Annotated in this window: 23 protein-coding genes, 1 other RNA gene and 1 pseudogene; 9 read left to right on the forward strand and 16 right to left on the reverse strand. The window is 55.8% G+C overall.

What is annotated here, in order from left to right:
- Positions 1 to 6: 6 nt before the first annotated feature.
- The 5 genes from greA to HZU72_RS02220 form a co-directional block, all read right to left on the reverse strand.
- Positions 7 to 483: a transcription elongation factor GreA gene (gene greA / locus HZU72_RS02200; protein ID WP_009287920.1), complete on the reverse strand. Its 477-nt coding sequence runs from the start codon at positions 481 to 483 to the stop codon at positions 7 to 9.
- Positions 480 to 3,710, reverse strand: coding sequence for a carbamoyl-phosphate synthase large subunit (gene carB, locus HZU72_RS02205; protein WP_180090210.1), 3,231 nt, complete (start codon positions 3,708 to 3,710; stop codon positions 480 to 482). The genes greA and carB overlap by 4 nt, the downstream gene beginning before the upstream one ends.
- Before the next feature lie 68 nt (positions 3,711 to 3,778).
- The gene (gene carA / locus HZU72_RS02210; protein WP_180090554.1) at positions 3,779 to 4,924 is read right to left on the reverse strand and encodes a glutamine-hydrolyzing carbamoyl-phosphate synthase small subunit; all 1,146 of its coding nucleotides are present in this window, start codon (positions 4,922 to 4,924) and stop codon (positions 3,779 to 3,781) included.
- A 412-nt stretch (positions 4,925 to 5,336) separates the two neighbouring features.
- Positions 5,337 to 6,143 carry a 4-hydroxy-tetrahydrodipicolinate reductase gene (gene dapB, locus HZU72_RS02215; RefSeq protein WP_180090212.1) on the reverse strand — a complete coding sequence of 269 codons (807 nt, stop codon included), beginning with the start codon at positions 6,141 to 6,143 and terminating at the stop codon, positions 5,337 to 5,339.
- Positions 6,144 to 6,211: 68 nt separating this feature from the next.
- A complete protein-coding gene (locus HZU72_RS02220; protein WP_180090214.1) occupies positions 6,212 to 6,493 on the reverse strand; it encodes a DUF2218 domain-containing protein in 282 nt (93 codons plus the stop codon).
- 332 nt (positions 6,494 to 6,825) lie between these two features.
- Here HZU72_RS02220 and HZU72_RS23735 point away from each other — a divergent pair, with 332 nt between their 5' ends.
- The 4 genes from HZU72_RS23735 (at position 6,826) to HZU72_RS02235 (ending at position 9,233) form a co-directional block, all read left to right on the forward strand.
- Positions 6,826 to 7,185 (forward strand): TroA family protein, encoded by a 360-nt coding sequence (locus HZU72_RS23735; RefSeq protein WP_235975961.1) that lies wholly within the window; start codon positions 6,826 to 6,828, stop codon positions 7,183 to 7,185.
- A 131-nt stretch (positions 7,186 to 7,316) separates the two neighbouring features.
- A complete protein-coding gene (locus HZU72_RS23740; protein WP_235975962.1) occupies positions 7,317 to 7,454 on the forward strand; it encodes a hypothetical protein in 138 nt (45 codons plus the stop codon).
- A complete protein-coding gene (locus tag HZU72_RS02230) occupies positions 7,444 to 8,499 on the forward strand; it encodes a FecCD family ABC transporter permease (protein WP_208457925.1) in 1,056 nt (351 codons plus the stop codon). The genes HZU72_RS23740 and HZU72_RS02230 overlap by 11 nt, the downstream gene beginning before the upstream one ends.
- A complete protein-coding gene (locus HZU72_RS02235) occupies positions 8,493 to 9,233 on the forward strand; it encodes an ABC transporter ATP-binding protein (RefSeq protein ID WP_180090216.1) in 741 nt (246 codons plus the stop codon). The genes HZU72_RS02230 and HZU72_RS02235 overlap by 7 nt, the downstream gene beginning before the upstream one ends.
- On the opposite strand, the gene HZU72_RS02240 is transcribed toward HZU72_RS02235, so the two are convergent.
- The 4 genes from HZU72_RS02240 to grpE form a co-directional block, all read right to left on the reverse strand.
- Positions 9,226 to 10,122 carry a DMT family transporter gene (locus HZU72_RS02240; protein ID WP_180090218.1) on the reverse strand — a complete coding sequence of 299 codons (897 nt, stop codon included), beginning with the start codon at positions 10,120 to 10,122 and terminating at the stop codon, positions 9,226 to 9,228. The genes HZU72_RS02235 and HZU72_RS02240 overlap by 8 nt on opposite strands.
- 88 nt (positions 10,123 to 10,210) lie before the next feature.
- Positions 10,211 to 11,353, reverse strand: a complete 1,143-nt coding sequence (dnaJ, locus tag HZU72_RS02245; protein WP_180090220.1) for a molecular chaperone DnaJ — start codon at positions 11,351 to 11,353, stop codon at positions 10,211 to 10,213.
- Between the two features lie 149 nt (positions 11,354 to 11,502).
- Positions 11,503 to 13,437 carry a molecular chaperone DnaK gene (dnaK, locus tag HZU72_RS02250; RefSeq protein WP_180090222.1) on the reverse strand — a complete coding sequence of 645 codons (1,935 nt, stop codon included), beginning with the start codon at positions 13,435 to 13,437 and terminating at the stop codon, positions 11,503 to 11,505.
- A 158-nt stretch (positions 13,438 to 13,595) separates the two neighbouring features.
- On the reverse strand, positions 13,596 to 14,237 hold the full coding sequence (gene grpE, locus HZU72_RS02255) for a nucleotide exchange factor GrpE (RefSeq protein WP_009287913.1): 642 nt from the start codon (positions 14,235 to 14,237) through the stop codon (positions 13,596 to 13,598).
- Between the two features lie 210 nt (positions 14,238 to 14,447).
- On the opposite strand from grpE, the gene recN reads away from it, so the two are divergent.
- A complete protein-coding gene (gene recN, locus HZU72_RS02260) occupies positions 14,448 to 16,121 on the forward strand; it encodes a DNA repair protein RecN (protein WP_180090224.1) in 1,674 nt (557 codons plus the stop codon).
- Between the two features lie 206 nt (positions 16,122 to 16,327).
- Here the strand turns inward: recN and fur are convergent, their stop codons facing one another.
- Positions 16,328 to 16,780 carry a ferric iron uptake transcriptional regulator gene (gene fur / locus HZU72_RS02265; RefSeq protein WP_007111850.1) on the reverse strand — a complete coding sequence of 151 codons (453 nt, stop codon included), beginning with the start codon at positions 16,778 to 16,780 and terminating at the stop codon, positions 16,328 to 16,330.
- 72 nt (positions 16,781 to 16,852) lie between these two features.
- Here fur and bamE point away from each other — a divergent pair, with 72 nt between their 5' ends.
- Entirely contained in the window at positions 16,853 to 17,311 is a 459-nt protein-coding gene (gene bamE / locus HZU72_RS02270; protein WP_180090226.1) for an outer membrane protein assembly factor BamE, read from the forward strand.
- A 6-nt stretch (positions 17,312 to 17,317) separates the two neighbouring features.
- Here the strand turns inward: bamE and HZU72_RS02275 are convergent, their stop codons facing one another.
- Together HZU72_RS02275 and HZU72_RS02280 are read right to left on the reverse strand one after the other, a co-directional pair.
- Positions 17,318 to 17,635 carry an RnfH family protein gene (locus tag HZU72_RS02275; RefSeq protein ID WP_180090228.1) on the reverse strand — a complete coding sequence of 106 codons (318 nt, stop codon included), beginning with the start codon at positions 17,633 to 17,635 and terminating at the stop codon, positions 17,318 to 17,320.
- The gene (locus tag HZU72_RS02280; RefSeq protein ID WP_088702172.1) at positions 17,625 to 18,059 is read right to left on the reverse strand and encodes a type II toxin-antitoxin system RatA family toxin; all 435 of its coding nucleotides are present in this window, start codon (positions 18,057 to 18,059) and stop codon (positions 17,625 to 17,627) included. Before HZU72_RS02280 ends, HZU72_RS02275 begins: the two co-directional genes overlap by 11 nt.
- 125 nt (positions 18,060 to 18,184) lie before the next feature.
- Here HZU72_RS02280 and smpB point away from each other — a divergent pair, with 125 nt between their 5' ends.
- Together smpB and ssrA are read left to right on the forward strand one after the other, a co-directional pair.
- Entirely contained in the window at positions 18,185 to 18,676 is a 492-nt protein-coding gene (gene smpB, locus HZU72_RS02285) for an SsrA-binding protein SmpB (protein WP_008958772.1), read from the forward strand.
- A gap of 45 nt (positions 18,677 to 18,721) precedes the next feature.
- Positions 18,722 to 19,101, forward strand: a transfer-messenger RNA (tmRNA) gene (gene ssrA / locus HZU72_RS02290).
- 113 nt (positions 19,102 to 19,214) lie between these two features.
- Here the strand turns inward: ssrA and HZU72_RS02295 are convergent.
- The 4 genes and pseudogenes from HZU72_RS02295 to HZU72_RS02310 all read right to left on the reverse strand — a co-directional run bounded on the left by HZU72_RS02295 (position 19,215) and on the right by HZU72_RS02310 (position 21,500).
- Positions 19,215 to 19,889 (reverse strand): DUF5710 domain-containing protein, encoded by a 675-nt coding sequence (locus HZU72_RS02295; RefSeq protein ID WP_180090230.1) that lies wholly within the window; start codon positions 19,887 to 19,889, stop codon positions 19,215 to 19,217.
- The gene (locus tag HZU72_RS02300) at positions 19,889 to 20,479 is read right to left on the reverse strand and encodes a response regulator (RefSeq protein WP_268896235.1); all 591 of its coding nucleotides are present in this window, start codon (positions 20,477 to 20,479) and stop codon (positions 19,889 to 19,891) included. The genes HZU72_RS02295 and HZU72_RS02300 overlap by 1 nt, the downstream gene beginning before the upstream one ends.
- Positions 20,480 to 20,573: 94 nt before the next feature.
- A pseudogene (locus HZU72_RS23625) lies at positions 20,574 to 20,783 on the reverse strand (hypothetical protein); the annotation flags it as partial.
- A gap of 351 nt (positions 20,784 to 21,134) precedes the next feature.
- Positions 21,135 to 21,500 (reverse strand): winged helix-turn-helix transcriptional regulator, encoded by a 366-nt coding sequence (locus tag HZU72_RS02310; RefSeq protein ID WP_180090231.1) that lies wholly within the window; start codon positions 21,498 to 21,500, stop codon positions 21,135 to 21,137.
- Between the two features lie 93 nt (positions 21,501 to 21,593).
- Between HZU72_RS02310 and HZU72_RS02315 the strand changes: the two genes are divergently transcribed.
- The gene (locus HZU72_RS02315; RefSeq protein WP_180090233.1) at positions 21,594 to 22,328 is read left to right on the forward strand and encodes an SDR family NAD(P)-dependent oxidoreductase; all 735 of its coding nucleotides are present in this window, start codon (positions 21,594 to 21,596) and stop codon (positions 22,326 to 22,328) included.
- Positions 22,329 to 23,009 lie beyond the last annotated feature (681 nt).

Consider the following 23,009-nt stretch of genomic DNA (forward strand, 5'->3'; position numbering starts at 1 on the left):
TATTTATCACACGTGTTCGACACTACCTACTTCGTACTCCACGTCACCGCCGGGGGTTTTGACCACCACGACATCGCCCTCTTCTTTGCCGATCAGGGCACGGGCAATCGGTGAGGTAACCGAGATACGGCCAGACTTAATATCCGCCTCATCCTCGCCGACAATGCGGTAAGTGACTTCCGCATCAGTATCCAGATTCATTAGCGATACGGTTACGCCGAAAATCACTTTGCCGGTTTTCGGCAGCTTGGTGACGTCAATCACTTGAGCGACAGAGAGCTTACTTTCGATCTCCTGAATCCGCCCTTCGATAAACCCCTGCTGTTCGCGAGCGGCGTGATACTCGGCGTTCTCTTTAAGATCACCGTGTTCACGCGCTTCGGCGATGGCCGCGATCACCTGCGGACGAGCTTCGCTTTTAAGGTGGTCGAGCTCTTCACGAAGGCTTCTTTCTCCCGCAACTGTCATCGGGACCTTGTTCATTGACTTGCTCCTGCATGCAGATCCTGAAGGCGCCGCACCGTAATCTCTCTACCGTACTCAAGCGCCATGCAAACAGCATTAGCGCCCGCCAAGGTGGTCGCATAGGGCACCTTGCGTGAGAGGGCAGTACGGCGAATGACCGAAGAGTCATTAATAGCCTGGCGACCTTCGGTAGTGTTCACAATGTAGGCGATTTCGTCGTTCTTAAGCAGATCGACGATATGGGGACGACCTTCGTAGACTTTATTGACGTGTTCCACGGCAAGCCCGGCAGCTTCCAAAGCAGCCGCTGTCCCCCGTGTAGCACATAGCGTAAAGCCTAATGCTAACAGAGAACGGCCCACTTCGATAATCCCCGCCTTGTCCGGTTCGCGCACGGAAAGGAACGCCTTGCGCTCACCGGTAAGCCCAGGAATGGCCTCTCCTGCCCCCAGCTGCGCCTTGAAGAAGGCTTCTGCAAAGGTGTCGCCAGAGCCCATCACTTCTCCGGTGGACTTCATTTCCGGCGACAGAATCGGGTCGACACCGGGGAATTTATTGAACGGGAAAACCGCCTCTTTAACACTATAGAAGTGCGGTACGATCTCCTGCTCAAAGCCCTGCTCAGCCAGGGTTTTACCGGCCATGCAGCGGGCCGCAATCTGCGCCAACGAGGTGCCGATGCACTTGGACACAAAGGGCACCGTACGCGAAGCTCGGGGATTCACCTCGATCACATAGATCTCCCCATCCTGCCAGGCCAACTGCACGTTCATTAAGCCTTTAACGCCCAGCTCAACCGCCATCTGCTTCACCTGATGGCGCATTTCGTCCTGCACATCCGCAGGCAGCGAGTAAGGCGGCAGAGCACAGGCGGAGTCACCGGAGTGAACGCCCGCTTGCTCTACGTGCTGCATGATGCCGCCGATCACCACCTGCTGACCATCCGACACCGCATCTATATCGATCTCGATCGCCGCACTCAAAAAGTGATCCAGCAGCACCGGTGAGTCGTTGGAGACCTTCACCGCGTGGGTCATGTAATTTTCCAGCTCGGAGGCGTCGTAGACGATCTCCATGGCCCGGCCCCCCAGCACGTAGCTGGGGCGCACCACCAGCGGGTAGCCAATCGCTTCGGCTTTATCGAAGGCTTCCGCAAAGCTGCGCGCCGTGGCATTGGGTGGCTGCTTCAGGCCCAGCTTGTCGATCATCACCTGGAAGCGTTCACGGTCTTCTGCGCGGTCGATGGCGTCCGGTGTGGTACCAATGATCGGCACACCGGCAGCTTCTAGCTCACGGGCCAGTTTCAGCGGCGTCTGACCACCGAACTGAACGATCACACCCACCGGCTTCTCTTTATCGGCGATCTCCAGCACGTCTTCCAGCGTTACCGGCTCGAAGTAGAGACGATCAGAGGTGTCGTAATCGGTCGAGACGGTTTCCGGGTTGCAGTTGACCATGATGGTTTCATAGCCGTCGTCGCGCATGGCGAAGGCGGCGTGAACGCAGCAGTAGTCAAACTCGATACCCTGGCCGATCCGGTTAGGGCCACCGCCCAGTACCATGATCTTCTGACGGTCAGAAACATCCGCCTCGCACTCTTCTTCGTAAGTGGAGTACATATAGGCAGTATCAGAGGCGAACTCCGCGGCACAGGTATCAACGCGCTTATAAACCGGGAGAATACCGGCTGCCTGGCGGGTTTGACGGAACTCTTTTTCGCTGACATTGAGCAGCTTGGCCAGGCGCGCATCGCCGAAACCTTTGCGCTTGAGCTGATAGAGCTCGCGGACCGAGAAGTCAGCCAGAGAGCGCTTGGCAACGGCGTTTTCAGTGAGTACCAAATCTTCCAGCTGCACCAGGAACCAAGGATCGATATTGGTCAGGGCAAAGACGTCGTCGACGCTCATACCTGAGCGCATGGCGTCCGCCACGTAGAAAATACGCTCGGCACCGGCAGCCTGCAGTTCGCCCTGGATAATCGCCATGTTGTCCGGCGTAAAATCGGTAATGATCGGATCAAGGCCATCGTTACCGGTTTCCAAACCACGCAGGGCTTTCTGCAGCGACTCTTGGAAAGTACGCCCAATCGCCATCACCTCACCCACTGACTTCATCTGGGTGGTCAGGCGATCGTTAGCCTGGGGGAATTTCTCGAAGGTGAAACGTGGAATTTTGGTCACTACGTAATCGATAGACGGCTCGAACGATGCCGGCGTTTGACCGCCGGTAATATCGTTCTGCAGCTCGTCCAGGGTATAGCCAATCGCCAATTTAGCGGCGATTTTAGCAATCGGGAAACCGGTCGCCTTTGAGGCCAACGCCGAAGAGCGCGACACACGCGGGTTCATCTCAATGACTACCAAACGACCGGTTTTGGGATCCATCCCAAACTGGACGTTAGAGCCACCGGTCTCTACGCCAATCTCGCGCAGTACCGCGAGGCTGGCGTCACGCATGATCTGATACTCTTTATCGGTCAGCGTTTGCGCCGGTGCCACGGTGATGGAGTCGCCGGTGTGCACACCCATAGGATCGAAGTTCTCAATCGCGCAGACGATGATGCAGTTGTCGTTTTTGTCACGCACAACTTCCATCTCGTACTCTTTCCACCCCAGCAGCGACTCATCGATGAGCAGCTCGTGGTTGTTGGAAAGCTCGAAACCGCGGGTACAGATCTCCTCGAACTCTTCCTTGTTGTACGCCACGCCGCCGCCGGAGCCGCCCATGGTGTAGGAAGGACGAATAATGGTGGGGAAACCCAGCTCAGTCTGAATCTCCCAGGCTTCATCCATGGTGTGGGCGACTTTCGCTTTCGGGCACTCTAAACCAATGCGCTTCATGGCCTGATCGAACAGATCGCGGTCTTCGGCCATGTTAATCGCATCGGCGTTGGCACCAATCATCTCAACGCCGAACTTCTCCAGCACGCCATGCTTTTCCAGCTCGAGGGCGCAGTTCAGCGCCGTCTGACCACCCATGGTCGGCAGAATGGCATCGGGGCGCTCGGCTTCGATGATCTTTTCCACCGTCTGCCAGGTAATCGGCTCGATGTAGGTGGCATCGGCCATGGCCGGGTCAGTCATGATGGTGGCGGGGTTGGAGTTAACCAAAATAACCCGGAAACCCTCCTCGCGCAGCGCTTTACACGCCTGGGCGCCGGAGTAGTCGAATTCGCAGGCCTGGCCGATCACAATCGGGCCAGCGCCAATGATCAAAATACTGTTGATGTCGGTACGCTTAGGCATAACGGTTCCCGCAAAAAATGGTGACGATGAGCGACAAAAGACGGCGATACGGTGATGCTAGGGACGCGTTAACGGCGTGCCTCCATCATAGCCACGAAGCGATCAAACAGCGGCGCCACATCACGCGGGCCGGGGCTCGCTTCCGGGTGGCCTTGAAAGCTGAACGCCGGTCGGTCGGTAAGCTCGATTCCCTGCAAGGTGCCATCGAACAGCGAACGGTGCGTTGCGCGCACGTTAGCAGGCAGGGTCGCTTCATCCGCCGCAAAGCCGTGGTTCTGGCTGGTAATCATCACGGTGCCACTATCCAGATCCTGCACCGGGTGGTTGGCACCGTGGTGGCCGTGGCTCATTTTGACCGTCTTCGCCCCGGCGGCGAGCGCCAGCAGCTGGTGGCCCAGGCAGATACCAAACACCGGAATATCGGTTTCCAGCACGTCCTGAATCGCCGTGATGGCGTAGTCGCAGGGCTCCGGGTCGCCAGGGCCGTTGGCTAAAAACACGCCATCCGGATTCATCGCCAGCACCTCAGCGGCAGGCGTTTGCGCGGGCACGACTGTCAGGCGGCAGCCGCGAGCGGCCAGCATGCGCAGTATGTTGAATTTCACACCGTAGTCGTACGCCACCACATGGTAAGGGCGCTCGCTTTGCGAAGCGTCGGCGTAGCCTTCACCCAGCGTCCACTCGCCTTCTGACCACTCGTAGGACTCCTTACACGACACCTCTTTGGCCAGATCCATCCCCTTCAGGCCTGGGAAAGCCTTGGCGGCTTCCAGCGCCCGGATGACCGCGTCATCACCTTCAGCATCAGCGCCCGCCAAAATCGCCCCGTTTTGCGCACCTTTATCACGCAAAATGCGCGTTAGACGGCGGGTATCGATATCGGCAATGCCCAGCACGTTCTGGCTTTCCAGGTAGTCCGATAGCGACTGCTCAGAGCGGAAGCTGCTAGCCATTAGCGGTAAATCGCGAATCACCAAGCCTGCTGCGGCAATAGACGCTGACTCAATGTCTTCAGCGTTAATGCCAGTATTGCCGATATGGGGATAGGTGAGGGTAACGATTTGGCGGGTGTAGGAGGGGTCAGTGAGGATTTCTTGATAGCCGGTCATGGCCGTATTGAACACCACCTCACCGCTTGTTAATCCGTCCGCGCCAATGGCGATGCCGTGGAACACGCTGCCATCTTCCAGGGCCAATATTGCGGGTTTGCTCAATGCGGGGTTATTCAAAACAAGATCCTCCCATGCTGGTGGGAGCCTGAGGGAGCAGGCTCAGCAATTTCTTCATTCATCCACGACGCTAGTTATTAAAACTATCGTCGTTAAAGCGTTTGTCATTAAAGCGCTTGTTATTAATGCGCTTGTTATTAAAACAAGGGCCGTAAAAAAGCGGGACGAAGCCGATAAAAAGAATCGGTTTCATCCCGCTTGTTGTTCGATGCCCTTCAGAGCCGCTTGGCTTTAACGTAATAGCAGCAAACTCGGGGGCAGGCTTTAGGCTGGCCAACGCAACAAGCGCGCCGTTTGAGTTTTCTAAGCCACCCGGCCAAAATTTTTGAAATGTTACAGGAATTTTTGACCTAAAACTACCCCTGAGTGACAGGACCGTTCTAGCATTAGTAATTCCTTAATCCAAACCCAACACATCCTGCATATCGTAACGACCGCTCTCTTTGCCAACGACCCAGCGTGCCGCGCGAACCGCACCTTTGGCAAAGGTCATCCGGCTGGAGGCTTTGTGAGTGATTTCGATGCGCTCACCTTCGGTAGCAAACATTACCGTGTGCTCACCCACGATATCGCCCGCGCGCACGGTGGCAAAGCCGATCTCTTTGTCGGCGCGCGGGCCGCACTGCCCGACTCGCTCAAACACGCCGTGCTCTTTAAGGTTACGCCCCAGGCTGTCGGCAATTACTTCGCCCATTTTGATCGCGGTGCCGGAAGGCGCATCAACCTTATGACGGTGGTGAGACTCGATCACTTCAATATCGTAGCCTTCATCACCCAGCGCTTTGGCAGCGGTTTCGAGCAGTTTCAGGGTCAGATTAACCCCAACGCTCATATTGGGCGCGAACACCATGGCTACCTTGTCGCGGTAGCTATCGAGCTGAGCCAACTCATCATCGCTCATGCCAGTAGTACCAATCACAATACGTTTGCCGTGCTCTGCGCAGAACGCCAGATTTCCAAGCGTGACCTGAGGGGCCGTGAAGTCGATCAGCACATCAAAATCATCGACAATCGACGTGAGCGAATCGACTGCGACAACGCCGCGTTTCCCTACCCCCGCAAGCTCGCCAATATCAGCGCCCGCCAAGGAGCTGCCTGGCTCTACGATCCCGCCAGCTAGCGTCGCCTCAGCATCTTGCTCTACAGCATTTACCAACGTACGGCCCATGCGGCCAGCCACGCCTACAATGGCAATTCGGGTCATGCGAACTCCTGAGCTCTAGGTTTTGGTGCGTAAGACTTATGGCGCGATTATAGCAGACCAGTCGTTGTCTAGTTCTCCCACACAATCGCCAACTCTTCATCACCAGCCATACGCATTAGGTGGCGCTCGACGACCCCCTCCAACTCATCCAGATGCTCCTCTTCCAGGGTTTCGAGGGCCACCACCAATTTATCGGCCTCAGCAACCATTAAGCAGGTACCGGTGGCAAACGTAATAGTGGCCTGCTGATCGCTTTGCTCGATCTCCAGCTTATGCGCCCAGTGTTTACAGAGCCGATTAATTAAACGCTCGGCGGAAGGCGTGACAATTTCAACACGAGATAAAGGCATAGCGGCCCCTCCAAAAATGTAAGTACTTACAAACTAAGTAATCCTTCAACAACGCATTGTCTTTAGAGCCAAACATGTGAAGCCATCGCCGCAGGATAAATGCTAAGGGCAAAGCGTAGCATGTTGACCATTAAGCGCGGCACCCCAATAATGCCTCCCAAACGCTAATTAGTTACAATAGCAATTGCATCTATGTGCTATCACCGCTAAAGCGCATCAGCGATGCCAGCCCTGTTAACCAATATCGACCAACGAGTAAAAAAGTGCTCAGCTCTCCGTGCTTAAAAATCCTGCTTGGTACGCTTATCACGTTTGCTTGCGGCGCCACTGCTGTGGCTGACGCAATCACCGTCACCGATGTCGCTGGCCGCGAAATCACTCTGGACGCCCCTGCCGAGCGGGTTATTTTAGGCGAAGAGAGGCAAATTTATCTGCTCGGTTTACTCGAACCTGAAGCTCCTTTTGCCCACGTGGTCGGTTGGCGCGAAGACTTTTCTCAGGCGGATCCCGATAACTATGCCCGTTACGCCGAACGCTTCCCAGAGATTGAAGCGATCCCCACCTTTGGCGGTTTTAAAGACGGCACTTTTGACGTAGAGCAGGCCGCCTCGCTTAATCCTGACGTAGTGCTGATGAACATCGAGGCCAAAGCCGCCACAGAAGACGCCGCCTACGACGACAAGTTGGCATAACTCGGCATTCCCATCATCTATGTGGATTTTCGCTAAGACCCGCTTGAACACACTATTCCCTCCATGCGCATCATCGGCCAGATCATGGGCGATGAAGACGCGGCGGAAGTATCCCCTACTACTTTGTGGCCGTGCAGCAGCTAGCCAAATGGCTACACCCAGAGCTGTTTGAAGACCTGGATCCCAACGCCACGATGAAAGAGCTGCACGAGCGCTTCTTACCCATCGACTATGAAACCGGCTACTGGATATTGCTCCATGACGACTGATACAAGGATGACGGAAACGGCGGTAACAGACCGTCTTTCACAGGGGCGCGCCTTCTACCATAGCCAGGTTTCCCGCCGCCAAATGATACTGGCGGCACTGGTTTTAGCGCTGTTTTTTAGCCTCTGCGTCGACCTGGCACTGGGGCCCGCCCGCTATAGCCTGGGCGAAGTGGTCGCAGCGCTATTCACGCCAGGCAGCGTCAGCCAGCAGGCCCGGGTTATTGTTTGGGAAATCCGCATGCCGGTAGCGCTGATGGCGCTAGTGGTGGGCGCCAGCTTGTCAGTGGCCGGGGCACAGATGCAAACCATTCTGAGCAACCCGCTAGCCAGCCCGTTTACCTTGGGGGTGTCCGCTGGGGCCAGTTTTGGTGCCGCTCTGGGTCTCGCCTTCGGCGTGGCGCCCATCAATGCCTTCATGATGGCCATGTTCACCGCGTTCTTAATTCATGCCTTAAGCCTTAAGCGCGGCGTGACGGTAGAGACGATTGTGCTGCTCAGCATCGCCATGGTGTTTATCTTCAACTCGCTGATGGCACTAATTCAGTTCTTTGCCAGCCAGGAGGCGGTCTCCACGGTGGTGATTTGGACGATGGGCAGCTTAACCAAAGCCACCTGTCCCAAGTTCTGGATCGCCCTTAGCATTCTTGCCTTATCCATGCCGTTGCGTGCCCGGCATGGTTGGGCGCTGACTGCCATGCGCCTGGGCGACGCCAAAGCCGAGAGCATGGGCGTCAATCCCCGCGCGCTGCGTTTGGAAGTGCTGGTGCTGGTGTCACTGCTTGCCGCCATCGCGGTGGCGTTCGTGGGCACCATTGGGTTTATTGGCTTGGCGGGGCCGCATATCGCGCGCATTTTACTGGGCGAGGATCAGCGCTTCTTTTTGCCCGGCTCGGCCCTGTGCGGCGCGCTGATCCTCCCCGTTGGCTCGGTCATCTCCAAGATCATTATTCCTGGCACCATTATTCCCATTGGCATTATTACCTCGCTGGTGGGCATTCCCTTCTTCCTATTTCTAGTGCTTAACCACAAGAAGGCCTCATGGTAACCCTACAGCTGAACCGTGTATCCGCCCGCTATGGGCGTCGCCCTATTCTGGAAGAGATCACCACGCCCTGCTTTCAAGGCGGGCAAGTCGTCGCTCTGCTAGGGCTCAATGCAGCGGGTAAATCGACGCTTTTTCGCCGCGTGCTAGGACTATTGAAAGACGAAGGCGAAGTGATCATCAGCGCCGAGCGCCCCGTGGGCTATATGCCCCAGGACACTGGCGCCAAGGCTGTGCTGGCGGTCTATGAATCAGTGCTTTTGGCACGTATGCAGGAGCGCGGATTAAAAGTGCAGCCTGAGGATTTATCGCAGGTTGATCGCGCGCTGGAGGAACTCAGCATCACGACCCTTGGCGAACGCGATATCGGCGACCTTAGCGGCGGGCAGCGCCAGTTGGTCAGCGCTGCCCAGGCCCTGGTACAAGAACCCGAAATTCTGATGCTGGATGAGCCCACCTCGGCACGCGATTTGAACCGCCAGATCAGCCTGTTGACGGTGCTGCGCCGGCTAGCCGATGAACGCCAGATGCTGATTCTGGTGGCGCTCCACAACCTGGGGCATGCGCTACGTTTCGCCGATGCTGCCATGATGCTCGAAAATGGCCGCTTGATCGCCTACGGCTCCACTGCCGAAGTGATTACCCCTGCGCTGCTACGTCAGGTTTATCGGGTATCTACGCGTATCGAGTCCTGCTCGAAAGGCCAGCCGCAGCTTATCGTCGAAGCTGCTATCTAGCCCTTTGCCTAAGCCGCCGCCCTTCCATCGCCGCTAGCGCTACCCCTGATAACATCAGCGGTAACGCTAGCAGGAAGCCGCTGGAGACCGGTATTCCAAACAACACCCAATCGGCGAGGACGGGCCACACCAGGGCAATATATTCAAAAGGTGCCAAACGCGACGCCTCGGCGTAGCGTAGAGCTAATGTCATCGCGATATGCGCAGCACCGCCAAACAGGCCCGAGAGCACCAACAGCGAAAACTCTACCCGGTTGAGTGCTGCCCAGCCCAGTGGGAGCGTTGCCAGCCCGGCTAGCGCGGCCACTAAAATAAAGTAGAAGGCGATTGAAGCCGCTGTCTCAGTGCGTGAAATACGCCTGACGGTTAATAAAGCACCTGCCGTTAGCAGCGCCCCCAATGCCCCTAGCGCGTACCCGGCCGCTTGGCCGTTACTGGAACTGGCATTTAGCCCAGGCAAAATCAGCACGGCTACCCCGGCAAGCGCCAGCACCACGCCACCCGCGCGATTAAGCGAGCAGCGCTCCCCCAGCAGCAGAACGCCACCAATCGCCATAAAGACAGGGGTAAGCTGAGCAAGCAATGTTGCCTCGGCCACTGGCAACAGCGCCACCGCAGCAAAGGAGGCAAACATTGCCGCTGCCCCCATCCCAGAGCGCAGCGCATGCCCCAGCGGACGGCGCGTAGCCAACCCGCGGGGAAACTCCCGCCGCAGCAAAAGGAAAACGACGATAGGCAGCAGCGCAAACAGCGAGCGGTAAAACACCGACTGCCCCACAGGCACTTCGTCACTGACTGCCTTAATACACACCAGCATCCCGGTAAACAGGGCGCCTGACAGTATCCGCAGCAAAATACCCATGGTGGGCCTTTCTTCAAGGTGATCCATTGCGTGCAGTATTTCCTAAACAGCAAAAACCCCCGGTGAACCGAGGGTTTTTGGACTAAACACCTAACTGCTTACTATTATCTCAGACTTACGGCTTCATATCTTCAAAGAAGCTTTTCACGCTGTCAAAGAAGCCGGTTTTCTTCGGCGAGTGGTTGTGGCTATTGCTGTCATCGAAGCTCTTTTGAAGCTGGCGCAGTAAATCGCGCTGCTCGTCGTTAAGCTTCACCGGTGTTTCCACTACCACCTTGCACAACAGGTCGCCGGGCATACCACCACGCACGGGTTTCACGCCTTTACCGCGCAGACGGAACAGCTTGCCTGTTTGAGTTTCCGGCGGAATCTTCAGCTTCACGCGGCCATCTAGCGTCGGCACTTCAAGCTCACCACCTAGCGCTGCATCAACAAAGTTGATTGGCACATCGCACTGCAGGTGCTTGCCATCACGCTGGAAGATATGGTGCGGCTTGATCGCCACCTGCACATACAGATCCCCAGGCGGGCCACCGTTCACGCCGCTTTCGCCTTCGCCATTCAAGCGAATACGGTCACCGGTATCCACGCCGGGCGGAATTTTAACGGACAGCGTGCGTGTCTCACGTACACGGCCTTCGCCATTACACTTATGGCACGGCACTTTAATGTGCTGGCCAGAGCCATGACAGGTCGGGCAGGTCTGCTGCACGGCAAAGAAGCCTTGCTGCATGCGCACTTGACCGTGGCCATGACAGGTAGGGCACGTCTCTTTGGAAGAGCCGGGTTCAGCGCCGCCGCCATCACAACGGTCACACTCGATATGCCGCGGCACGCGAATGTCCACCGTGGTGCCTGAAACGGCATTTTCCAGATCCAGCTCTAGGTTATAGCGCAGGTCGGAACCGCGTGCCGGGGCATTGGGGCCACGGCGGCGACCGCCACCTCCGCCAAAAATATCGCCAAACACATCGCCGAAAATGTCGCTGAAATCACCAGCGCCAGCACCGCCGAAACCGCCGCCACCTTGGCCATCAACGCCCGCATGGCCGAACTGGTCATAGGCAGCGCGCTTTTCGCCGTCGCTAAGCACTTCATACGCTTCGGACACTTCGCGGAATTTTTCCGCGGAGGTGGTATCGTCCGGGTTTCGATCAGGGTGGAATTTTTGCGCCAGACGGCGATAGGCCTTCTTGATCTCTTTCTGATCGGCCCCTTTTTCGACACCCAGGACTTCGTAATAATCGCGTTTGGACATAGGCCCTACGCCTCCTGGTTAGCTACGCACTCAACTGCACATTTAGCTATGTATTCAACTCTATACTTAACTACGTGCGTCTTGGCCGCGGAAACAGCAACGCGGGAGTAAGCTCCCGCGTCACCGCTTTCCTTGGCAGAAAGAGGATGTTACTGCTTTTTCTGATCGTCGTTGACTTCTTCGTACTCGGCGTCAACCACGTCTTCTTCCGGCTTGGTGCCCGCGTTTTCGGCACCTTCACCGCCCTCTTGCTGCGCCGCTTCGGCCTGCTCGGCGTACATTTTCTGAGCTAGCTGGCCAGAGGCTTCGGTCAGTGCATCCAGTTTCTTCTGAATGTTATCGACGTCGTCACCTTTAACCGCTTCTTCCAGCTCGCTGATGGCCGTTTCAATCGCCTGCTTCTCGTCGTCTGTCGCTTTGTCGCCAGCTTCTTCCAACGTTTTGCGCGTAGCGTGAATCATGCCGTCAGCTTGGTTACGCAGTTGCACCAGCTCTTCGAACTTTTTGTCCTCTTCGGCGTGAGCTTCGGCATCACGTACCATCTGCTCGACTTCTTCCTCGGACAGACCGCTAGACGCCTTGATGACAATCGACTGCTCCTTGCCAGTGGCCTTGTCTTTTGCCGATACGTTCAGAATGCCGTTGGCATCCAAGTCGAAGGCGACTTCGATCTGCGGCACACCGCGCGGTGCAGGCGGAATGTCAGCAAGATCAAAACGACCCAACGACTTATTCTGCGACACTTGCTTACGTTCACCCTGCACGGCGTGAATGGTCACCGCCGTTTGGTTGTCATCCGCCGTTGAGAAGGTTTGTGTCTTCTTGGTCGGGATGGTGGTGTTCTTTTCGATCAGCGGTGTCATCACGCCACCCAGGGTTTCGATACCTAGGGTAAGCGGAGTAACGTCGAGCAGCAGAACGTCTTTAACGTCGCCACCGAGTACGCCGCCCTGAATCGCGGCACCAACAGCAACCGCTTCGTCCGGGTTAACGTCTTTACGTGCTTCTTTACCGAAGAAGTCAGCGGCTTTCTTCTGCACCATCGGCATACGTGTCTGGCCACCGACCAGGATCACTTCGTCGATTTCAGAGGCAGATAGGCCTGCATCTTTCAGTGCCATTTTGCACGGCTCGAGCGAGCGCTGAACCAGCTCTTCTACCAGCGATTCCAGCTTGGCACGGGTCACCTTAACGTTAAGGTGTTTCGGACCAGTGTTGTCGGCGGTGATGTAAGGCAGGTTCACATCGGTCTGCTGAGCGCTAGACAGTTCAATTTTGGCTTTTTCGGCAGCTTCTTTCAGACGCTGCATGGCCAGGTTGTCGCCAGACAGATCAATGCCGCTGTCAGACTTGAACTGGTCTACCAGGTAGTTGATCAGCGCCAAGTCAAAGTCTTCGCCGCCCAAGAAGGTGTCACCGTTGGTGGCCAACACTTCAAACTGGGTTTCACCGTCGACATCGGCAATTTCGATGATCGAGATATCGAAGGTACCGCCACCCAGGTCGTAGACCGCGATGGTTTTGTCGCCGCGGGATTTGTCCATACCGTAGGCCAGTGCGGCAGCGGTCGGCTCGTTAATAATGCGCTTAACGTCCAGACCGGCAATGCGGCCGGCGTCTTTGGTCGCCTGACGCTGACTATCGTTGAAGTAGGCCGGTACGGTAATGACCGCTTCGGTGACCGCTTCGCCCAGGTAGTCTTCGGCGGTCTTCTTCATTTTCTTCAGCACTTCCGCGCTTACCTGCGGCGGTGCCATTTTTTTGCCTTTTACTTCAACCCAAGCATCACCGTTATCAGCTTCGGTGATTTTGTACGGCACCATCTTGATGTCTTTCTGGACAACGTCGTCTTTAAAGCGACGGCCAATGAGACGCTTGATGGCGTACAGGGTGTTTTCTGGGTTAGTCACGGCCTGACGTTTGGCCGCCTGACCTACCAGCGTTTCACCATCATCGGTGTAAGCAATGATAGAAGGTGTCGTACGACCGCCTTCGGCGTTTTCGATAACTTTAGCGCTGTCACCATCGAGCACGGCCACACAAGAGTTAGTGGTGCCCAGGTCGATACCAATTATACGTCCCATAGCAATACCTCGAATTCGGTTGTTACAAAACTGAAAATTTAGTTTTTAAAGCTTGTCTGCGGGTTTCCCCGCGGGGTTGCCCTTTATTTGGGGGCCGCCGCTGACATTTCAAGGGCTTTTTTTCACACACTTTTTTCAAACTCTGTGCCGCCAGTGGCTTAATCGGCTTTTTTACTCACTACAACCATCGCCGGGCGCACCAGGCGTCCATTGAGTAAATAGCCTTTCTGCATAACGTCCATCACGGTGTTCGGATCGAGATCCGGGTTAGGCACCATGGTCATGGCTTCGTGCACCTGCGGGTCGAAGGGCTCACCATGGGGCTCAATGCTTTCAACGCCGAACTTGTTGAGCACATCCAGCTGCATTTTCAAGGTCATGGAGACACCTTCACGGTGAACTTCCGATGCACCCTCCTCCATGGTCTCCAGCGCTTTTTCCAGGCTATCCACCACTGGCAGCAGCTCTTTAACAAACTTCTCCAGGGCAAACTTGCGGGCTTTTTCCGCCTCCTGTTCCGCACGACGGCGCACGTTTTGCGCTTCAGCAGCGGCGCGCAGGGCCTGATCCTTGGCTTCGGCCAAGCTCTGCTCCAACTCGCCTACTTGGGCTGCCAGCATTTCTGCTTCCGGGTTATCGACGCTGTCTTCTAGCGCCTCTTCATCATTGATCAATCCTTCCAGCTCGCCCTCCATCAAACGCTCTTCAGCAACCTTCTCAGCTGCTTGCTCGGCGCCATCGGCGTCTTGCTCGTGGCGGGCCAGCTCATCGTCCATTGGTGTTTGCGGTTCTTTCGCCATGTTGTGCTCCTAAAAAGTAGAGCGCGGCCACGCGGGCGGCGCGCAAAGAAGTAAGCTTCAAGTCACTAGCTTTGACTGATCATGCACGCTATATGGGGGCCATAAATTCCATCTCAAGAGGTGCATTGAAGTGAGTTATTAACTACTGTATAAATCAACAACTATTGGATAAGTATCCAGCTTCTATGCTGTACCGCCTCAGGAGGCGCCATGCTTACTCAGCTAGCTATTCAAGATTTCGCCATTGTCGATCACTTAGAGCTCGACTTGACCGGCGGTATGACTGCAATTACCGGGGAAACCGGGGCAGGCAAATCGATCCTGTTAGGCGCCCTTGGGCTCTGCCTGGGCGAGCGTGCCGACGCAGGAAGCGTGCGCCATGGCCGCGAGCGTACGGATCTCTCCGCGCGTTTTGACATTCAGTATCTGCCTGCCGCCGTCGAGTGGCTGACGGCGCGGGAGCTTCCCGCCGAGGAGTGCTTGCTGCGCCGTGTTGTCACCGCCAATGGCCGTTCCAAAGCCTGGATTAACGGTCAACCCGCAACTATCTCGGATCTAAAATCCCTCGGCGAGCAGTTGATTCAGATTCATGGACAGCACGCCCACCATGCGCTGATGCGCGAAGAGACCCATCTTGCCCTGCTGGACGATTACGCAGACCTAAACGATGCCACCACTCAATTAGCCGAAACGTTCCACGAGTGGCGCAATGCGCGTCGGCAGTTGAAGAAGCTAAGTGAAGAAGGCAGTGAAGTTGAGGCCAAACGGCAGCTGCTGCGTTACCAAGTAGAGGAGCTGGATCAGCTCGGTTTAGTGGAAGGTGAATTAGCCACGTTAGAGGAAGAGCAGCACACCCTGGCTCACGCGGAAGAGACCCTGCGTGAAACCCAGTTTGCCGCCGACTGCTGCGCCAGCGACGAAGGCGGCGCACTCTCCTTACTCAACCAAGCGTTCGCCCACTTAAGCGCCCTGCCGGGTAGCGACAAAGGCACCCTGGCGAACACGCTTGCCATGCTGAGCGATGCGCGCATTCAAGTGGAAGAGGCCTCCAGCGAACTTAACCGCCTCGCCAGTACCACTGAGTTAGATCCTGAGCGGCTCGTCTGGGTTGAAGAACGAATGACCGACGTACATCGGATTGCCCGCAAGCATCACGTTGCTCCTGATGAGCTATGCGCCCTGCATGCTGACCTACAGCGGGAAGTCGCGCAGCTAGAAGAAGGTGGCAATGACCTGGAGGCACTCAGTGCGCGGGTCGTCGAGCTACGCGAAAGCTATCGCCAAGAGGCGAAAAAACTCAGCGAGAGCCGTCAAAAAGCCGCGCTTCGCTTGGGTAAAGAGGTGCAGCAGCAACTGGGCTTTTTGGCCATGGGCAAAGCCCGTTTTGAAGTGGAAATCACCGCGAAAGACGCGCCCTCCCCTGAAGGCCTCGATCGCGTGCAGTTTTTGATTAGCGCCAACCCCGGCCAGCCCGCTCGCCCATTGACCAAAGTCGCCTCCGGCGGCGAATTGTCGCGGATCAGCCTGGCGATTCAAGTGGTCGCGGCAACGCACTCAACCGTGCCCAGCCTGGTATTTGACGAAGTGGATGTGGGTATCTCGGGGGCCACCGCAGAGATCGTTGGTCAACTACTGCGCAAACTGGGCGAAAACGGCCAGGTCATGACCGTGACTCACCTGCCCCAGGTGGCAGCGCAGGCGCACCAGCACCTGCATATCGAGAAACAGGCGAAGCGCGACACAACGCTAACCCAGATGGCACTACTCGACGAGCAGGGGCGCATCAGCGAACTGGCGCGTATGCTGGGCGGCGTCACGCTTTCTGACCAAACCCTCGCCCACGCTCGGGAGATGCTGCACGCCAGCCAACGCCCGCCGCACTGATTGAGCGAGCGCCTCACGCCGTTTCTATGCATTTCTATAGCCCACAGCGATACAACACATCTGCACATAGCAAAACAAACGCCCCTGATCCACTTGGCGAATTCAGTTAACAGCTACTGTTAACCAGGAATTCGGCCAAATGGCTCAGGGGCGCTTATATTTCGAACCGCGCTTAACGCTCTGCGACTAGCGGCGACCTACAAACACTATTTTTTGTTCGTCGGCCCGCTGTCCTGGCGCGTCACGTCGGAACCGCGCGGACGTACATATAGCACCAGAGCATGATCCACTAGTTCGTAGCCGTGCTCTTCAGCGATTTCTTGCTGACGACGTTCAATGATTTCATCAACGAACTCAATGATTTCGCCGCTTTCTAGACACACCATGTGGTCATGGTGATCCTCTTGGGTCATCTCGAATACCGCATGTCCTCCGTCGAAATTATGACGAATTACCAAGCCCGCTGACTCGAACTGAGTCAATACGCGGTATACGGTTGCCAAGCCAACATCTTCGCCCGCATCAATCAGTGTTTTGTACACTTCTTCAGCGCTAAGGTGGTGCTGACCCGAAACATTTTCGAGAATTTGAAGTATCTTGACGCGCGGCAGGGTCACTTTTAGACCGGCTTTGCGCAATTCATGGTTCTGATCGGCCATGGTCGCTCTTCGCAGTAACTGGTTAGGTCGGGTATGATCAACCGAAACCACGATAGTGAAGAATAGGCCCAAATGCAAAAATTGACTCAAATCATCACGCTCTCCGTTGCCCTTACCGTCATTAGCGGCTGCAGCTACGTAGGCGTGTACAAGCGCGATATTCCCCAAGGCAACCTGGTCACTCAGGAAATGGTCAGCCAGCTTCAGCCAGGCATGACCCAAGAGCAGGTTACTTACGTAATGGGCAGGCCGCTGCTGGAAGCGCCCTTTGACGCCAGCCAGTGGGACTATGTGTTTCGTTTAGATAAAGCGTATGGCGATGTAGAGCAGCGTCGCGTAACGCTCACCTTCGACCCCCAGGGTCGCCTGGTGAACATTGAGCAAGAGGGAGATCTATCCAAAGAGCTACCGCTTGAAGGCGAGAGCAACATGGGGCCTGCAACGGAAGGGGTTGACCCAATGGATGCCCTCCCTGAAGAGAGCACCCAGACGCGGCCACCTGAGGGCACACAGCCTGTTCAACAGCCTTAAAAGCGATTAACGCTTCGGGTCGCTCGCTTGGCGCTTAGCGCGCTCTAGGCGAGCGGCCTTGGGGTCGATCGCCAACGGCCGGTAGACTTCGACCCGATCCCCGTCGCGTAATAGATGGGTATCGGGTTCGCGTAGCGCTTTACCGAAGATGCCCAGCGGAGCCTGAGCAAAGGTTTCGCCGGGCACATCAGGAAAGAGCGTGGGCAAATCGGCCAGGGCAACGGCCTGACGTGCCGTAGTGCCCTCAGCCACGCGCAGAGCTACTATGCGCTGTTTGGAGGGCAACGCAAAGGCTACCTCAACCGCAAGCGCTTCAGCGCCCATACAGCTCGTTTGCGCGCTTGGTGAAGGCATCGACTAGCTGGCCAGCGATTTGCTGGAAGAGTTTTCCGAACGCCATACCAAGCAGCCGGTTGGCGAACTCGAACTCCATCTCAAGGCTCACCTTGCAGGCATCCTCCCCCATGGGAATAAATAGCCAGCGACCTTTAAGCCGCTTGAACGGCCCTTTTACCAGCGATAGTTCAATACGCTCGGGCGCAAAAAGTTCGTTGCGCGTGGTGATGGTTTGCTCGACACCGGCGCGACCCAGGGTCATTTCGCCGATCAGATGCACATCATCATGTTCGAGCAAACGCGCCTGACGGCAGCCTGGCAAAAACTCCGGGTAGCGTTCGAAGTCGTTCACCAGATCGAACATTTTCTGGGGGGTGTGCCGCACTAAGGCGGAACGATTGACGGTTGGCATTGACCTCTCCGCTGACTTCACAGTGCCCAAAGCGTATCATGGGAAACATTTTTCAGACCCTAAATGGTATCACGCCTCCCCAAATAACGAAGGGGAAGCCACTGACAGATTAATTATGAGGTTCCATGGCCACTAAGAAAGGTAACAGTAAGGGCCCCGGTAGCAGCGTTATTGCCCAAAACAAGAAGGCACGGTTTGAGTACCATATCGATGAGACCTTCGAGGCGGGGCTATCGCTCGCGGGCTGGGAAGTGAAGAGCCTGCGTGCCGGTAAGGCTCAGCTCACCGATACCTATATTTTGGTTCGTAACGGCGAAGCGTTTCTGCTGGGTAGCCATATCATGCCGCTGAATACCGCGAGCACCCACGAGATTGCAGACCCGACGCGCACCCGCAAACTGCTGCTGCATCGCAAAGAGATCGCCAAAATCTTTTCGATCACCCAGGACAAAGGCCACACCTGTGTGCCCCTCAAGCTTTACTGGAAACGCAATAAAGTGAAGTGCGAGCTGGCGCTAGTGACCGGTAAACAGCTGCATGACAAACGCGCGACAGAAAAAGATCGTGACTGGAGCCGCCAAAAAGGTCGAATTATGCGGGAACATAACAAGGCATAACTGGTCAATCAGGTGTGAGCACGTTAGAATGCTCAACTGAAATAAGGGGGCGACATGGTTTCGACGCCGGTGACAACCCTTGCGGTGCATGCCGAGAGCGTGATGTATCTCGTAAATCCCACATCACGAAAAATAGTCGCAAATGACGAAAACTACGCTCAAGGCGCGCTAGCAGCTTAAACACTGTTAGCTTCTTGTCTGGCCCCAAGGCGATGTGCCTATTCATCGCTGAGGGGATACGAGCTAAAGCTGATAGGATCGCGTTTGGTGGTGTCTTCTCGCCAAGCGCTAAACTTTAGAAGGCTCGCATGGCTGAATCCTGATCGTCGGAGTCAGTCGCGTTAAATCAAATGACGAAATCTAAGCATGTAGAGCCAATAGGCGCGTGCTGGCGGACGCGGGTTCAATTCCCGCCGCCTCCACCACCTTACTATACAAATCAAGCACCTACGGGTGCTTTTTTTGTGCCTGTGGGCTGAAAAGGGCCTGTTTAGGCATAGCGTGGTCAACATTTTGGTCAACATTTCTGATTTATATTTTACTTATCCACTATCTGCATGTATTCCATAAAATCGTCCGATGCATAGCCTAACCCGCAATTCGCATCAAACCGTTCATTGATACTGAAGAGGGTCATTTTATTGGCTTGTGCTGGTGACGTTGGAAAGAAGGCTCCACCTGGCTCACTGTGCATGAAAAAGTCTCCAAGCTTCGCCCCGCAATGTTGGCAGTGATTCATGAAGTATCTGGCTCCAGCTGTTTTGCTGTATGCCAACTTGAAGCACTCAGTGAATCGACGAATTTTTTTCACTACACGAGGAGAGAGATTATGAACGTTCGACACTGTGCTTCGAAGGCCGTAGCTTTGCCATTCGCCTAAATTCCTAGTGAGCGCGAATTCCTCTTCTTCGTCCTCAAAGTACTGAAAATCTTCATGTTCCTCGGGAAGTTTGAATGAGAAAACACGAGTCAGGGCCTTGCATTTCCAACAATCGGATACCGACTCCATCACGTAGTAGTAGGGCGATCTGACACAAAACTCAGGCTCGTGTTCTAGTTCGATGTCATCGGGTATCGGCAACCACCGTGCCAGCGGGCCGACTTCAGCCCCGTCAGGGATATACCACACCTTCGCCTGCGGATCCCATCGCGCGCCGAGAGACTTTGCTTCATCCTTTTGAGAAAACGGGACATCAAGATCAATTCTTGCCATCAACAATATCCATATCGATTTCCGAATCGAATGATCGTCTCATGTTTGTGCTCACGAATTGAAGATGCCCCGGCTTCGCTCAGCTTCCGGCGCAGCATTGGGATATGCGAGTCCAGCGTATTCGATTGCACCTCGTCATCGAAACCGAAAACTGCCTGCTCCAGCGACTCGCGCAGCACTGTTCTGCCGCGTCGCTTCATCAGTGCCGCGAGCACACGCAGTTCACGGCGTGGGAGTTCCATACGCACTCCTGCCACCGTTACCTCCTCGTTCGAGAGATCGAAGACTAGGGAGCCCGCCTGGATCTCCTCACCGGCCAGATCGGCAGGGCGCCGCCGTATTGCGCGAATGCGCGCTAACATTTCGTCGAGTGAGAACGGCTTAATGAGGTAGTCATCGGCACCTTCATCAAGACCCGCGACACGGTCAGAAACTTCCCCGCGTGCGCTGAGCACGATGATAGGAAGGCCAGGACTGCTTGCACGCATCGCAGGAACGAGGGACAGCCCGTCACCGTCCGGCAGGGTGCGGTCTAGCAAGACCAGGTCGAAGGAAGCAAGCATCAACGCCTCGCGCGCGGCGGTCGGCATGGTCGACAACGAAGCGCTTCCGCTCCAACACAGCGCGCAACGTCTCAGCCAGCTGAAGCTCGTCCTCGACCAGTAAAATTCTCACCATAGCACCTTATATCGACGCCGCCGAACGCTTGCCAGGGCGAGGACGGCTGTAAACGCCGAGCCTACTCACACTAGGTTGCGGCAACATTGCACCCCGGCAAGAAGCCGTTGCGGCCACCATTAGCGGCGTGCCTTCGAACATGCGCCCTTCCATCTCGTAGGCGATGTAGAACATGCGCGTCAGCACAGCATCCTGCCAGGCTTTTAGCAGCGACGGCGTGGAATAATGGAGAACTGCAGCACGATACGGTCGGCTTCAAGCAGCCGCGGGGGTGAGCTACTTGAGCGCGGCCGCGGTAAGATTCGCCTAATGCTAGCGGTAACCGGCACCGAAGCGGAGCGTAGGGAAACATAGCCCGCAAGGGATATGGCGCCCGATTGACCGTCTGGTTATGGGCCCGTTCACCCGTTGTTTTGTTTTGACCCCCGATACCGAATGCCGACTCCCTGATACTTTGCACCAACAGAACCCATGGCGCTACGAACCAGAACACTGAATTTGCGGGTTTACCCGGCGGACTCGCCGGATGGCATGATTGGGTGCCTGTCCACCAACCGGCTTCGCTTCCTACCGGCTGGCTTTCCGGCGGTCCATCGCCGCGGCAATGTCCTCTTCGTGCTCTTCGCCCCAGCCACAAAGTGGCTCCATGGCCTGCACCAGACTCCTCCCGAAGGGCGTCAGCGAGTAGTCGACGCGCAGTGGGATCTCCCCATAGTCGGTTCGCTGGACGATGCCGTCGGACTCCAGCTCCTTCAACTGCTGGATCAACATTTTGTCGCTCACGCCCCGGACGCTTCGCTTGAGCTCGCCATAACGCGTCGGGCCTTTGTTTAAAAAGAACAGAATCAAAGGCTTCCACTTCCCGGAGATCACGTGCAGCGTCGCATGCAGGCCGCAAATGAAACGTGGGTTTTCTGAGTTTTCTTTCGCCATAACGGATACTTACCAAAAGGTGCATACTTGAACATTTGTAAGTAGGTATATACCGTAAAAGCGAACCGAGTCAATACACACGGAGACCCAACCATGAGCCGGCTAAACGGTAAAATCGCACTGATCACAGGCGGAGCCAGCGGCATCGGCCTGGCCTCGGCCCAACGCCTCATCGACGATGGCGCCTTCGTCTTCATTGCCGGACGGCGCCAGGACGTCCTCGACAACGCGGCTGAGGCACTGGGATCCAGCGCCCGGGGCGTCCAGGTGGATGTGACAAAACCAGAGGATCTCGACCGCGTCTTCGAAACGATCCAGAAAGAAAAAGGACACCTGGACGTACTGGTGGCCAACGCGGGCGTCGGCGAATTCGCCAGCCTGGGACAGGTCACCGAGGAGCACTACGACTACATCTTCGACATCAACGTCAAAGGCACCCTCTTCACCATCCAGAAGGCCCTGCCCCTGATGAGGAACGGCGGCTCCATCATCCTCACCGGTTCCACGGTCGGCAGCATGGGCACCCCCGCCATGAGCATCTACAGCGCCTCCAAGGCGGCCGTCCGAAACCTGGCGCGCAGTTGGGCCCATGATCTCAGGGGCACCGGCATTCGCGTGAACGTCATGTCTCCTGGCCCGACCAAAACAGACAAGCTGATGGAACTGCTCCCATCTGAAGCCCTGAGCGAGATGAAACGGACCGTACCGCTTGAGCGTCTGGGAGATCCCCAAGAAACCGCAGGCGCGGTCGCGTTCCTGGCGTCCGACGATAGCAGCTTTATGACAGGGAGCGAGGTGTTCGTTGACGGGGGCTACGCGCAGGTTTAGGGGCTAGGCGGGGAACGGGGGGTAATAGGGACAGGGTAACGTTTTCCTGTCTCTATTATTCTTCAAACATCAAACCAGAGAGCCAATCACCAGAACAGTTCTTTGGGAATGCCTGTCCACCGCTCTTTGCTTCGTTCATTTTTTTGTAAGTGTGTCGATTTCCTCTAGGAGATACTTCTCTTTCTTCTAAGGAGGCATATTTGTTTGTCGGTGCCCGTCACTTTTTGTTTATAATCAATCGTCGACACCGCTATTGCAAAGGCTTCCATTTCGCCCTCTTAGTCCGGTTTCGAAATGCTTAACTGATAGGCATGACACCTAATTTCCATTAGGCTACATATCCAAAATTCACGCTCCTTCTGTATTTCCCGGCACTGCCACCTTGGGTCGTTACCTGTATTACTGCTTTTCTTATCCGTCTACCGAATTCGGCTTAGCAAAGAGTGCTTAATACGGCTGGTTATCTTAGTATGGGCTCTCAACGCCAACGTTGTCAGGTAAGTAGAATCCACTATGGATAAGAAGGCTCTCAGTAAGCGCAATATTTGCACTCTTTTCCTTACTCCTGCGAGGACGCAGACCGGGTGCGATATGCAGATGCGGGTAGACGTAACGTTAACGCTGGGCGGGTTAGCTGCTCAGCTATCTCAGCAATTAACTGATTGCAGGCAACAGCCATCA

It is taken from the genome of Vreelandella sedimenti (genome assembly GCF_013416325.1).
GTDB lineage: Bacteria > Pseudomonadota > Gammaproteobacteria > Pseudomonadales > Halomonadaceae > Vreelandella > Vreelandella sedimenti.